14 protein-coding genes are annotated in these 13,403 nt (G+C 56.4%); 12 read left to right on the forward strand and 2 right to left on the reverse strand.

The genetic code is table 11. The annotated features are described in order from the left end of the window. Nucleotides 1-198 precede the first annotated feature (198 nt). From AB5Y99_RS02265 to AB5Y99_RS02295, 7 genes are all read left to right on the forward strand, one after another. On the forward strand, nucleotides 199-915 hold the full coding sequence (locus tag AB5Y99_RS02265) for a substrate-binding periplasmic protein (protein WP_368208579.1): 717 nt from the start codon (nucleotides 199-201) through the stop codon (nucleotides 913-915). Nucleotides 916-975: 60 nt separating this feature from the next. After that, nucleotides 976-1,797, forward strand: a complete 822-nt coding sequence (locus AB5Y99_RS02270) for an AraC family transcriptional regulator (protein ID WP_058056423.1) — start codon at nucleotides 976-978, stop codon at nucleotides 1,795-1,797. A gap of 40 nt (nucleotides 1,798-1,837) precedes the next feature. Further along, the gene (locus tag AB5Y99_RS02275) at nucleotides 1,838-2,473 is read left to right on the forward strand and encodes a LysE family translocator (protein ID WP_069556353.1); all 636 of its coding nucleotides are present in this window, start codon (nucleotides 1,838-1,840) and stop codon (nucleotides 2,471-2,473) included. Between the two features lie 57 nt (nucleotides 2,474-2,530). Then, nucleotides 2,531-3,661 (forward strand): PotD/PotF family extracellular solute-binding protein, encoded by a 1,131-nt coding sequence (locus AB5Y99_RS02280; protein WP_368208581.1) that lies wholly within the window; start codon nucleotides 2,531-2,533, stop codon nucleotides 3,659-3,661. A 389-nt stretch (nucleotides 3,662-4,050) separates the two neighbouring features. Further along, nucleotides 4,051-4,707: a DUF3313 domain-containing protein gene (locus AB5Y99_RS02285; RefSeq protein ID WP_279491513.1), complete on the forward strand. Its 657-nt coding sequence runs from the start codon at nucleotides 4,051-4,053 to the stop codon at nucleotides 4,705-4,707. Between the two features lie 100 nt (nucleotides 4,708-4,807). Continuing rightward, a complete protein-coding gene (locus tag AB5Y99_RS02290) occupies nucleotides 4,808-5,170 on the forward strand; it encodes a cystatin domain-containing protein (RefSeq protein WP_042054283.1) in 363 nt (120 codons plus the stop codon). Between the two features lie 125 nt (nucleotides 5,171-5,295). Then, entirely contained in the window at nucleotides 5,296-5,808 is a 513-nt protein-coding gene (locus AB5Y99_RS02295; RefSeq protein ID WP_107683288.1) for a cupin domain-containing protein, read from the forward strand. Between the two features lie 101 nt (nucleotides 5,809-5,909). On the opposite strand, the gene AB5Y99_RS02300 is transcribed toward AB5Y99_RS02295, so the two are convergent. Further along, nucleotides 5,910-6,410 carry a DUF1993 domain-containing protein gene (locus tag AB5Y99_RS02300; RefSeq protein WP_368208583.1) on the reverse strand — a complete coding sequence of 167 codons (501 nt, stop codon included), beginning with the start codon at nucleotides 6,408-6,410 and terminating at the stop codon, nucleotides 5,910-5,912. A 311-nt stretch (nucleotides 6,411-6,721) separates the two neighbouring features. Between AB5Y99_RS02300 and ydfZ the strand changes: the two genes are divergently transcribed. From ydfZ to AB5Y99_RS02320, 4 genes are all read left to right on the forward strand, one after another. Further along, on the forward strand, nucleotides 6,722-6,919 hold the full coding sequence (gene ydfZ / locus AB5Y99_RS02305; RefSeq protein WP_005342516.1) for a putative selenium delivery protein YdfZ: 198 nt from the start codon (nucleotides 6,722-6,724) through the stop codon (nucleotides 6,917-6,919). Nucleotides 6,920-7,122: 203 nt separating this feature from the next. After that, entirely contained in the window at nucleotides 7,123-7,560 is a 438-nt protein-coding gene (locus tag AB5Y99_RS02310; protein ID WP_368208584.1) for a DUF2846 domain-containing protein, read from the forward strand. Between the two features lie 70 nt (nucleotides 7,561-7,630). Then, entirely contained in the window at nucleotides 7,631-9,340 is a 1,710-nt protein-coding gene (locus AB5Y99_RS02315) for a hypothetical protein (RefSeq protein WP_368208585.1), read from the forward strand. A 13-nt stretch (nucleotides 9,341-9,353) separates the two neighbouring features. Further along, nucleotides 9,354-9,650 carry a hypothetical protein gene (locus AB5Y99_RS02320; RefSeq protein WP_236322923.1) on the forward strand — a complete coding sequence of 99 codons (297 nt, stop codon included), beginning with the start codon at nucleotides 9,354-9,356 and terminating at the stop codon, nucleotides 9,648-9,650. 74 nt (nucleotides 9,651-9,724) lie between these two features. Here AB5Y99_RS02320 and uvrD read toward each other — a convergent pair whose 3' ends face one another. Next, a complete protein-coding gene (gene uvrD / locus AB5Y99_RS02325) occupies nucleotides 9,725-11,896 on the reverse strand; it encodes a DNA helicase II (RefSeq protein WP_115521530.1) in 2,172 nt (723 codons plus the stop codon). 507 nt (nucleotides 11,897-12,403) lie between these two features. Here uvrD and AB5Y99_RS02330 point away from each other — a divergent pair. After that, a complete protein-coding gene (locus tag AB5Y99_RS02330; protein ID WP_005340803.1) occupies nucleotides 12,404-13,402 on the forward strand; it encodes a BMP family protein in 999 nt (332 codons plus the stop codon). Nucleotide 13,403 lies beyond the last annotated feature (1 nt).

Consider the following 13,403-nt stretch of genomic DNA (forward strand, 5'->3'; position numbering starts at 1 on the left):
TTTCACCGCAATAAAATGGGTGGTCGATGGTCATGAAAGCAGGGGGCGCAAGAGGCCGAAGCGCGGCGGGAGCGGATAGCCCACCCCTTTGCCTTGTGCCATGCTGATGGCTATCAGGGCATCGGGTCGGCACCTATGGGCATCTCTCGTTCGGGCACGCGTTTGTTATTACTGCTATCGGCACTTCTTCTCCCTCTTATGACCATCAGCCTGGCCGTGGCGATCAACGCGCCACTGCGGGGATGTGTCTTCCAGCTGGCGCCGCTGGTCACCATTGATCAGCAGGGCAAGGTCTCCGGGCCGGTGATCGACTACTTTCGCCGTCATATCGAACCCGTAATTGGACGCACCATCGAGTGGCAGGGGCTCAATGTGGCGCGGCTGCTCAGCAACCTCGAGAGCGGCGAGTGCGATCTGACCCCGTTGCTGAGTTACAGTCCCGAGCGTGCCCGTCACTTTCGCTATATCGACCCCCACCTGTTGCTGCTGCGGCCGGTGCTGGTGGTACTGGTGCCATCGCGACTTCACGCGGTTGAACGGCAAGAAGATCTCTACGGCACCACCATCGGCTGGTCGAGCCAGGCGATCGTGCCGCCGCTGTTGCAGCATCCGCAGATCCACATCGACACCCTCTCCCAGCTCAGCTGGGAGCATGGCAACATGCAGAAGCTGCTGCGCGGGCGCATCGATGCCGCGCTCTTCTCCAACGATATTTCCGCCAACCATTTTCGTGCCAAGCTCCCTGCGGCGACCCGCCTCATCTACCTGCCGGTCACCCCACTGCAGGTGCATATTGTGCTGAACAAGTCGCTGGGGGATGGCAATCCCGAACTGGTGCAGCGTATGCGTCAGATGGTGGAGCGGGTGCCGCTCGCCTCGCTGGTGGAGTCAACCCCGCGGCTGTGGGGGCGTTGAGAGGGGCTTGCGTGCAATAATCTACAAGCCCAAGGCCCGCTTCTGGTGTATCTATAACCCATGAATACCACCGATTCCCTCATCCGCTACTGGCAATCCCCGCACCTGCCGGGGGTCGAGCTGTCACACTCCCACCACAGGGCGTTCAGCTACGGCCGCCATGTCCATCTCGACTACCATATCGGGCTGGTGCAGCGGGGTGGCCAGAAGTTTATCCACAAGGGGAACAGCCACCATCTGGTGCGCGGGGTGCTCTCTACCGTCAACCCGGACGAGGTGCACGACGGCCTCAGCCTGCTGCCGGAAGGGTATGAGGTACGGGTCTTCGCCATCGATCCCCAGCAGCTGGCGCTCTGGCTGCCGGAGCAGCCTGAACCCTTCTTCGACAAGGGATTGCAGAGCCGCCCCGACCTCTATCAGGGCTTTGCCCAGCTGCACAGCTATCTCGACAACCCCAAGGCCGATGGCCTGCTGATCGAGAGCCAGCTGCTTGCCCTGCTGGGGGAGCTGCTGCATCTGGCCCCCGAGGTACACCAGTTGGCGGATCCCCAGTTGCGATTTCTGCGCGACTACCTGATGGCGGCCCTCGACGAGCCCCACTCGCTGGAAGAGCTGGCGGGGCTGCTCGGGCTTGACCGTTTCGCCTTCCTACGCCAGTTCAAGAAGCGCAGCGGCATGACCCCTTATGCCTGGCTGAAACGGCTGCGGCTGGAGCAGGGCAAGCGGCTGCTGGCGAGCGGCATGGCGGTGAGCGAGGTGGCGCTGGCGGTCGGCTTCTTCGATCAGAGTCACTTCCACCACGGCTTTCGCCAGGCATTCGGTCTGACACCCGCCGAATTTCGTGCCCAGATGCAATCTTTTACAAGCCGCGCCCCCCGCTGATCCGCCATGCTGGCTCTCCGTCGTTAAAGCGAGAGTTGTTATGCTGACCAGTCTGTTCGTTACCCTCGGCCTGATGCACCTGATTGCACTGGCCAGCCCCGGCCCCGATTTCGCCCTGATCCTGCGCACCAGCCTGCACCGGCCGACCGCCCTTGGCGCGGCGCTGGGCATCTCGCTGGCGATCATGGTGCACGCCACCCTGAGCCTGACCGGGATCAGCATGCTGATTGCCAGCCATCCGCTGCTGTTTATGGTGATCAAGTGCTGCGGCGCCCTCTATCTGGGCTGGTTGGGGTGGGGAGCCCTGATGGCGGCTCGCCAGCAGAGCAGTACCCTGATGGCCAGCGCCGCCAACGAGCTGCGCGGCTGGGGCAGGGGCGTGCGCACTGGCCTTGCGACCAATCTGCTCAACCCCAAGGCGCTGGTGTTCTTTATCGGCCTGCTGGCCGCCATGGTGACGCCAGAGGTAGACGGGATGACCCGCAGCCTGCTGGTGGGCGAGCTCTTCATCATCTCTCTCTGCTGGTTCGGGCTGCTGGCGTGGAGTCTCTCCACCGATCGTGCCCAGCGCCTGCTGCTGCGGGTGCAGCGGCCACTCAATCTGGTGACAGGCGTGCTGTTTGCGGTGGTCAGCCTCTCCATTCTGGCGAGCATGGGCGCCGAGCTGATGGTCTGACGAGTCGGCGCATGGGCCTATACTCCAACAAGGTTTACCTGTCAGGAGTACCCGGCCATGCGTCTACTGCCTCTTTGCTGGTTGTTGGGGATGACCCCGGCGCTGGCGGCCCCGGTTCAGCTCAAATTGCTGGAGTGGGGCTATCTGCCAGCGGGTTATGAACAACAGTTTGCCGACTACGCCAAAGCTCATGGGGTGGAGGCAACGGTCAGCCGGATCGAGCCGCTGCTGACCGATTTCGACAGCGTCTACCGCGCCCTGCGCACCCGCAGCGCCGATGTGGTGCTGCCGACCAGCTACTTCTACAAGGCCCATCACCAGCCGCTGTTCAAGCTGCTGCTCCCCATCGATTTCAGTCGCCTGCAGCACTACGCCGAGGTGAAGCCCGCCCTCAAGAACACCGAGTATGACAAGCAGGGGGAGCGCAACTACTCGGTGCCCTTCTCCTACGCCATGTTCAGCCTCGCCTATGACAGCAAGCAGGTGCCGCAAGTGCCCACCAGTTGGCAGGTGCTCGCCAACAGCTCGCCGCCGGGCCAGTTTGCCGAGTTCTGCGACCAGTTTGAGCCGCTGCTCTTTTCGGTGCTGCTCTCGCTGGGCAAGTCGCCCGCCCTGTTTGCCAGCGGCGAGATGCTGGCCGACAAGACCTTGCAGCAAGAGGTGGAGCAGCAGCTCTCGCAGCGGCTGCGAGCCAGTCGCGGCTTCTGGTTCAATCAGGCCAACCGCTGCGAGGATCTGCGCCAGCAGACCTTTGCCACCACCTGGGGGTTGGAGCTGGTGGAGTGCAACAAGCAGAACGAGCAGCTGTGGCGGATCGCCATGGTGCAGGAGGGGGCCATCTATGCCCTCGATGCGATCTCTATCGCCCGTCATGTCGGCGATGATCCCGCTCGGCTCAAGGCCGCCTACCTGCTTGTGGATTTTCTGCTGAGCGCGCCGCTGCAACGCCAGATGCTGGTGGGCACGCCCACCATTTCGGCCAGCAATATTGCCTCCCGGCCACCCCTCAGCCCGCAGGAGCAGGCGGTGCTGCCGGATCGCCCGCTACCGGAGTTTGACGAGCGGCTGCTGGTGCCTGCGCTGCCCGCCCATATCAAGAATCGTTACAAACGGATGGTGCAGCAGGCGATCGTCGCCAGCGGCAAAGAGGGGCTGGTCAAGCAGTGCCCCTGGGATCTCGATAACTGATGAATGAGCCTGCCGCTTCTCCGGCGGCAGGCAAGTTTGCGGAAGATGGCTGATGATCGGTCATCGCGCGTTCCAGGGCATTCCCCCGTTCAACTCACGCCGCTCGCTGGCCTCTATCGTTTGAAAAAACTGAGCGCTTTCCGCAGCCCCATTTAGCCGGATTAAACAACCGAGCCCTCGCCAGATTGCCGTTCGTACCCTGGCTGACCCTGTACAAAAGTGCCTCAATTGTGACAACTTGGATGTGAGCTGAACAATCCTGATCTGTCCCTTGTGGGAAGGTGATGAATAGGTTATTTCTCTGTGACATTGGCGGCATCCGGCACGGGTTCTCCAGTCATGTGGTGCTAAATCCACAGCAAAAACAATCGGTCAATGCAGGAGCAAATATGAAAAAGGTCGTGATGGTTGCCGTGGCTGCGGCCCTTCTGGGTGGCTGCGCCGTCAAGAATCAGGTATCCCACAGCTTGCAGGCGATCCCGCTGACTGCCTTCCAGCAGAGCGAGAGCAACCCCAATCAGCGCGTCTACAAGGAGCCGGGCGTTGACCTGCGCCAATACAATGAGGTGCTGCTCGATCCGCTGCAGTTTATCCGGCAGGAGAACGGTCAGTGGTATCTGCTGACCGCCAACGAACAGAACCAGATTGGCCGCTACTACCACGACAAGTTCCAAAGCGAGCTGATCAAGCAGGGCGTCAAGATCGCCTCCGCCCCCGGCCCGAAAGTCATGCGGATCCAGGCCGCCGTCACCAACTTCGACCTGACCCGCCCCGACCCCAAGCTGCGTGACCTGCTGCCGGCCAAGATCGCCATCAATGTCACCCGCGAAGTGATCGGCAAGGAGCCCTACCTGCTCAAGGTGGGCAGCATGGCCCAGCTGCTCGACTCCCAGAGCGGCAAGCTGCTGGTGCGGGTGATGGATGCCCGCGAGAGTACGGATACTACCCACAAGGATGAGCCCATCACCGCCGAGGAGATGGAGAAGATGATCGATCAGTGGGCGGCCAGCCGCGCCAAACAGCTGGCGGACAATCTGGGGCGCTGATCGATTGGTGCGTCCAAGCGGGGCGCAGCGGGAGCCTTTTGGGCTGCAATAATGGCAAGATGTTGATAAGGTGGTCATTTTGCAGGCAGGAGAAAATGATATGAAACGCGTGTTGTTACCCATCCTTGTTGCTGGCCTGTTGAGTGCCTGCAGCACCTCGTCACCCACGCCTGAGTGTGCGCCGATGGCGGGTGGCTGGCAGAGTCAGCCGTTACCCAATGCGGAAGGAGAGGCTGCGCTGGCCAGCGTGCTGGCTCGCATGAACACGGCCGCCAAACTGCAGAGCATCCGCGAGGTGCGCAGCCAGGTGGTCTCCGGGGTCAACTACGACATCGAGTTCCAGCTCGACAACGGAGAGGTGTGGAACACCCGTGTCTATCGGGATCTTGCCGGCAACTACCAGATGACCCGCCCGGCTGCACAGGGCGAGCTTCCTCCATTGCCTTGCGTCAAGGCCAAGTAATTCCTGCTTGTTGAGCCCCTCGTCAGAGGGGCTCATCTGACCAGAAAATTTCTGCTTTTCTCCCCGCATTCTGACAGTCAGGATGACCCTTCCCGTGACTGCATCCTCATGGAAAAGGAACCACTATGAATCGCCACCCCTGCATCAAACACTGGCGCGAGCTGCAAGAGCAGACGCCGCGCTACTACTCTGGCAGTCAGGAGCCCCTGTCGCGCGGTTGCGCCCTTGGCAAACACTTCGGCTTTAGCCGCATCGGCATTCACCACGAGATCGTCGAGCCCGGCCATCGCACCAGCTGGCCCCATGCCGAGAAGACCGAGGACGAGTTTGTTCACGTGCTGGAAGGGACGCCGGATGTCTGGCTCGATGGCGTCCTCTATCGGCTGCAACCGGGCGACTCGGTGGGCTTCAAGGCCGGTGACGGGCTGGCCCACGCCTTTATCAACAACACCGAAGAGACTGTCCGGCTGCTCTGCATTGGCGACACGGATCGGGAGGACAACCGCATCCACTACGCCGTGCATCCCGAGCGCAATATCACCCTCGGCAAGCTGCACTGGGATGACGTGCCCGAGCGTGAGCTGGGGGATCACGACGGCCTGCCCGACAAGCTGCGCGAGCGCAACGGCCCCTTCTAGGGCGCAGCTCTTCTGCGTACCAGCTATGCACCACCCGATATAAAAAAGCCTGCCGCTTGGCAGGCTTTTGCTATCTGTTTGCCGCCTGTGGCGAGCGGCGCTTATTGCATATTGAGCCCGCCCAGATAGTCGCGCTTGCCGAGATCGACCCCGGCGCGGCGCAGCAGAGCGTAGGCCATGGTGAGGTGGAAGTAGAAGTTGGGAATGCCGTACTCATGGACGCAGGTATGGCCATCCATCCCCTTGCCGCCCGCCCAGTGGGGCACGTAACGACCGCTGGCATACTGGCTGTAGTCCGCGTCCAGCTTGCCTTGCAGATAGGTGATGGTCTTGCCGATATGGGCGCGCAGATCGGCGATGGTTTTGGGCTCATCGCCCATGGCCGGCAGCTCGCTGTGGCTGGCGGTGGCCACCACGCTGCGGGCCGAATCGCAGCAGATCAGCACCTGCTTGCTGAAGGGCAGCATATCGACGATCAGCCGATCGCCGAAGAAGTTCTCCACGTTGAACTGCTTCGCCGCGGCGTGGGCCTCGGCCTTGGCCAGACAGTGGTCGAGGTTGGTCAGCATCTTGATGAACTGGGCGGTGATATCGCGATTCATGAGCACTCTCCATCTTGTTGAAACAGCGGCCCGCGTGCGCGGCCACGGTGAATGAGACTGGCTAATCGGCCACCAATATACCCCAACCGCTGCCGGGTTCGAGCCTGCCACGATGAAAAGGGCAGGGTAGCGCTACTTCGCGCGACAGCCGTTGGCCAAGCCGCCATGCTCGCTTTTTGAGCCTGCGAGTCCCTTATCGCCCCTTTTTTGATCTGTGACATAAATCACCTTTTTTCAGGGGCGTAGGCTGAATGCCGTTGTCCTGGACAGACGCCTGCGCATTCGCCAGGACACAAGAAAAGGAGAATGAGATGAAGATCTATGACCGTAACCGCAATGTGCTGAACCTGGGTCAGCGCGTCATGATTGCCGCCACTGGCGCAGTCGACTTTCTGAAAGAGGCCCACACCGACAACATGACCCCCTATCAGGCGGAGCATGAGAAGTGCGTGCTGCTGGCAAACTCCGGAGAGCGTTACGCCCCCATCGAGTTGATTAGACTAGGCTGATCCCTTTCCCTGTCACCCTACTCTTTACAATTCACCCGGCCGCCGCGTCCCATCTGGCGGCCGGGTTTCTGAGTTCCCCCCTTCATCCCACCAAATGCCGAAAAATTGAGCCGGGTCACACCCCGACCGATTTGAGCGATTGTCAGCCAGCGCAGGCTCATGCGAACCTTTAAACCCCGTTAACTCACTAAAAAATAACGACTATGTTCAGGCAAATAATGATGAGTGCCGCCATGCTGTCGGCGGCGCTGCTTTCCGGTTGTGCTTCCGTACCCATGGCCGATGCCACCGCAGACGCTCAGGCCAAGCAGTTTGTGGCGCCCAAGGATGCGGCCAACCTCTATATCTATCGCAACGAGACCTTCGGGGCGGCCATTAAAATGCCGTTGCTGGTGGATGGCGTGGCGGTCGGCGATACCGTGGCCCACAGCTATATCCTCAAGCAGGTGACACCGGGCAGCCACACCATCACCTCCAAGTCGGAGAACGATGCCACCCTGACCCTCAGTACCGAGGCGGGTAAAAACTACTACGTATGGCAGGAGGTCAAGATGGGCCTGCTGATGGCCCGCTCCAAGCTGAGTCAGGTCAGTGAAGAGGAGGGCAAGCAAGGGGTGATGGACAGCAAGTTGGTTAAGTGATAAAGGTTGCTTACGTTTTTAGATAAAAATATCAACAACAATATGGTAGGATGTAGATGATTTATAAAGAATGGGCCTTAAAGTGAAATTAAAGAATTTTGTTTCAAATTACTTTCCTGAACTCGTATTAACACATCCGATAAACTTTTCTAGTTCACTTAGTGTATTAACGCAAAATAAAAACCTCAACGATATATTATCATGGCCTCCTAATATATTCCTTATAATATATTCCGTCCTCGACTTTACAGATAAATATAGAAAAATCGTCTCTCCTACAGATGATTTTTCATGGCGGAGTTCACATGTCGAAGATGCAAAAAATCTCGCTAATCAATGGCTGGATTTGTTGAGTCAACAACTAAACTTTCAAGACCATATTGATAAAAGTAACTGTGGGGGATTATTAGAAAAAATTAAATACGTTTTTTCCAAAGATGCTCTAGAAGAAGATATATATATTCTTTTAAATAACTCAACATATCTTAAAGATTTATTTGTATTGTTCATTTCTATTGATGAGCTATTCTCTAACGCAAGCTACTGTAATAATGATGGTCAAAATCCAGTAAACTTTCATATCACAATGCGTAAATGGTTGCTAGATAATACAGATAATTTATCTGATGCACATGGTAAGTTAGGGTTTATTACTCTCAAATCAAGTGTTCCACAGTCAGGTCTAACTATTAATAATCTTACACAGTACCTCACATCGATAAAACCATCAGTTAAGCCAAAGATCGTTGTGAATAAGTTCCAACGAAATGGATTTAACAAAAAAAGTTTAAATGTTTTATTGCTTCCTTGGCCAAATGAAATTAAACCCTCATTCTTTAAAGAATCAAAAAAGGTTTTTGATATTGATATGAATAGTTTTTTTGGGTTTTTCTCATATGCACCAGAGAATGCACCTAGTGACACATATATAATAAATGCAATAGAAGCGGCCCAGTTGAGAGCTGGCTCTATTGATTTAATCGTTTTTCCAGAATGTGCATTAAGTGAAAAAGCATTCGATAGGTTTACAACTATTTTATATAAAAAGTTTGGTGAAAATGCACCATCTATCTTATCTGGGATATATTGTGATTTGAATGGAGAACAGAAAAACTCTGCCAAACTATCATTTATCGGAGAAACCAAAAAGTACGATTCCATTGAGCAGAAAAAACATCACCGATGGTTTTTGGATAAAAATCAACTTCGAAATTATAACCTCGCAACATCTCTAGACCCTGACAAAAAATGGTGGGAGGATATGAATGTAGAACGCAGAAACCTTTTAATGTTACATTCTGCAAATGGTCTAAAACTATGTCCTTTAATATGTGAAGATCTTGCACGACAAGAGCCTGTTGCACAATCAGTCAGATCTGTTGGGCCGAACTTAGTAATTAGCTTGCTACTTGATGGACCACAGATTTCTCAACGATGGCCGGGAAAATATTCTGCTGTATTGTCGGATGATCCTGGCTCATCAGTTTTGTCATTTACTTCGTTGGGAATGACACTACGTTCTACAGGTTTAGGTAATCCCCCTAGCCGTGCCGTAGCCTTATGGAGTGAACCGCAAAAAGGTTCTGAAACATTAAATATTGATGAGGGTGCTATTGGTATAGTAATGGAGCTGGAAATTAAAAATGAAGAGATGTGGTCAATGGATGGTAGAAACAAAGAGAAACCTGTAGTACGGAAAATATTCCATTCTTCTATATATCTTGAAGAAAATAGAAAATCTGCTACTATGATCCACAATCGTCATTTTTTGGCACAGTAAGGGGAGCTTCAAAATGGGCCTATCTTTAGATGAAAAGCAACTATTGAAGTCTCTTGCAGATGTAATAATTTCTGACCCAAACTTTGCTCAGAGATTACTGTCTGTATTATCGGACGCTGGCCAGCAGCCTAATCTACTGAATAAAATAAATAGTATTAATGAAATGATTAATAATTACAGCGCTTATGATTCTGATAAAGTGAAATATATAAGCGAGCTTAAAAAAGCTATCTCAAAAATTAAAGATAGTGATGCTTCTGCAATACTGCTTGAGTCAATAAAAAATAGCTCTTACGATTCTATAATTTAACGTTTAAAAAACGCACTATTTGATGCAATCAACCCGGCCTAAGCCGGGTTGGTTGTATCAAAAGACGGGAAAAATCAGAGCGCTTCCAATCTGGCATAGGCCGTCACCAGCCACTTGGCGCCGACGTCGTCGAACTGGATCTGCACCCGGCTCTGCTGGCCGACCCCTTCGAAATTGAGTACCACCCCTTCCCCGAATTTCGGATGGAGCACCCGCTGGCCGAGCTTGATGCCGCTGGCGTCGAAGCTCTGCTGCACCTCGTTCTGGCTAAAGCGGCCGTACTGGGTGGGGCGGCTGACCTGAGTGCGCAGCCGGATCTCTTCCAGACACTCGGCGGGCATCTCGCGGATAAAGCGGCTCGGCTTGTGGAACATCTCGCGGCCGTAGATACGGCGGCTCTCGGCATAACAGATGTAGAGCTTCTCCATGGCGCGGGTCATGCCGACGTAACACAGGCGCCTTTCCTCTTCCAGCCGGCCCGACTCCTCGGTGGATTGCTGGCTGGGGAACATCCCCTCTTCGACACCGACCAGCAGCACCAGCGGGAACTCCAAGCCCTTGGCGCTGTGCAGGGTCATCAGCTGCACCGCATCGGCATATTCGTCCGCCTGATTCTCGCCGGACTCAAGCGCTGCGTGGGCGAGGAAGGCGGAGAGATCGCTCATGTCTTCCAGCTCGTCCGGGCGCTGGTACTGGCGGCAGGCGGTGACCAGTTCGTCCAGGTTCTCTACCCGCGCCTGGGATTTCTCGCCCTTTTCCGCCAGATACATCGCCTTGAGGCCGGAGTTCTGGATGGCGATATCCGCCTGCTGGTGCAGCGGCAGCAGGGAGACCTGCTCCTCCAGCGCGTCGATGAGATCGACAAAGCCGCGCACCGCGTTACCGGCGCGACCGGTCAGCACCTTGTCATTGAGCAGGGCCTTGGCCGATTGCCACAGGTTGAGCCCCTGATCGCGGGCGTTGCCGCGCAGGATCTCGAGGGTGCGATCGCCGATGCCGCGGGTCGGGGTGTTGACCACCCGCTCGAAGCTGGCGTCGTCGCCGCGGTTGTTGATAAGCCGCAGGTAGGCCATGGCGTCTTTGATCTCTTGCCGCTCGAAGAAGCGCAGGCCGCCGTAGATGCGATAGGGCATGGCATCTTGCATCAGCGCCTCTTCCAACACCCGTGACTGGGCGTTGGAGCGATAGAGGATGGCGCAGTCGGCCAGGAGGCCGCCTTTTTCCTTCCAATCCTTGAGGCGGCCGACCACGAAGCGCGCTTCGTCCACCTCGTTGAAGGCTGCGTAGAGCGAAATCGGCTCGCCCTCGGCCCCTTCGGTCCATAGCTCCTTGCCAAGGCGTTCGGCGTTGTTGGCGATGACGCTGTTGGCCGCTTTGAGGATATTGGCGGTGGAGCGGTAGTTCTGCTCGAGGCGGATGGTCTCGGCCCCCTGATAGTCGGTCAGGAAGCGCTGGATGTTCTCAATCTTGGCGCCGCGCCAGCCGTAGATGGACTGGTCATCGTCGCCGACGATCATCACCTTGCCGCTGTTGCCCGCCAGCATCCGCAACCAGGCGTACTGGATGCCGTTGGTATCCTGAAACTCGTCCACCAGGATGTTCTGGAAGCGGTCGCGGTAGTGCTCGAGGATGTGCGGCTTGTTCAGCCACAGCTCGTGGGCGCGCAGCAGCAGCTCGGCAAAGTCCACCAGACCGGAGCGATCGCAGGTCTCCTGATAGGTCTTGTAGATCTGCTGATAGGTGCGGGTGACGGGATCGCCGTAGAGGTCGATGTCGCCGGGGCGCAAGCCCTCATCCTTCTTGCCGTTGATGTAGCCCATCACGGCGCGCGGGGCCCAGTGCTTCTCGTCGAGGTTGAGCGCCTTGAGCACCCGGCGAATGAGACGGTACTGGTCATCGGAGTCGAGGATCTGGAAATCCTGCGGCAAGCCGGCATCCAGATGGTGGGCCCGCAGCAGGCGGTGGGCGATGCCGTGGAAGGTGCCGATCCACATGCCGCGCACGCCGTCGCCGATCACCTTCTCGACCCGGCCGCGCATCTCGGCCGCCGCCTTGTTGGTAAAGGTGACCGCGATGATGGAGAAGGGTGAACAGCGTTCCACCTGCATCAGCCAGGCGATACGGTGCACCAGCACCCGGGTCTTGCCCGAACCGGCACCGGCCAGCACCAGCAGGTTGCTGCGGGGCGCCGCAACGGCATCTCTTTGCTTGTCGTTGAGCCCGTCGAGCAGGGTTGAAACGTCCATCACCACTCCTGTTTATTTATACAGGCGGGGATTATACGGCCATCCCCCCTGCCAGACCAAATCCAAACTCGGGGGGAGGGGCGAGATGGGGACTTGCAGGGGCGCCGATGCGGCCAATTTTGGCTAGCACAGAAAGAAGAGGGGGCTGAGGTTCCCAGCTGTAGCCAACTCTTGCTCGCGCGGTTTGTGGGGATTTTGCGAGCCGGATCACGGGCTTGCCGGGGGGCTGGATGAATAACAGGGGAAAACGGTTTACAGTAACTTGCTGAACAATAAGAGAAATGTCGTTTGGGTCTTTTGATTGTTAGCATAAAAAACTGAAAAGTAGCTAAAAAACAACTGCTTATAAGGTTATTTGCTTAGAATTTAAACCGTTAACGCAAACGTTTTTCCCTTATCATTTGCTTGACCCGCATCGGGGCTGACTTAGAGTAAGCCTGCGTGCTAGATAGCCTGCTCTGACAGGCAAGCAAGTTCCCTCACTTAATAACAATCAAGGATACGATCGTGACTAAAGTGCTCAAGCTGGCCACCGTGGCCTCCCTCACTCTCGCTGCTCTCTCTGCTCAGGCTGCTTCCGAGCCAGCCGTCATTTATGACACCGCGGGCAAGTATGACAAATCATTCAACGAAGCCGTGTTCCGTAACGGCGTCGAGCTCTACAACAAGGACAAGGGCGTCAAGGTCAAAGAGTTTGAACCCCAGAACGAAGCCCAGCGCGAGCAGGGTCTGCGTCGTCTGGCCAGCCGTGGCAACGGCCCGATCGTGGCGGTCGGTTTCAACATGGGTTCTGCCGTTGAGAAAGTAGCGACCGAATTCCCGAAAACCCAGTTCACCATCATCGACATGGTGGTCGACAAGCCGAACGTCCAGTCCGTCATCTTCAAGGAGCATGAAGGTTCCTTCCTGGTGGGTGCGCTGGCTGCCATCGCTTCCAAGAGCGGCAAGGTCGGCTTCGTGGGCGGCATGGATATCCCGCTGATCCGTAAATTCCAGTGCGGTTACGAGCAGGGTGCCAAGTTCGTCAATCCGAAGATCGAAGTGTTCCAGAACATGGCGGGCTCTACCCCGGCCGCGTTTGCTGACCCGGCCAAAGGTGCCGAGCTGGCCAAGTCCCAGTTCGCCAAAGGCGCTGACGTGGTTTACGCCGCAGCTGGCGGTACCGGTATCGGTGTCTATCAGGCAGCCAAGGACAGCGGCAAGTTCGCCATCGGGGTGGACTCCAACCAGAACCACCTGCAACCGGGCACCATGCTGACCTCCATGGTCAAGTCTGTGGGTCTGGCCGCTTACCAGACCTGGGATGACGCTGCCAAAGGCGAGTGGAAGCCGGGTATCAAGAACCTGGGTCTGGCCGAAGGTGGTGTGGATTGGGCACTCGACAAGGACAACGAGAAGCTGATCACCCCGGAAATGAAAGCCAAGGTGGATGCCATCAAGGCTGAAATCATCGCTGGCAAGGTCAAGGTTCATGACTACATGAGCGATAACACCTGCAAATACTAAT

Source organism: Aeromonas sp. R4-2, from assembly GCF_040908295.1.
GTDB lineage: Bacteria > Pseudomonadota > Gammaproteobacteria > Enterobacterales > Aeromonadaceae > Aeromonas > Aeromonas veronii.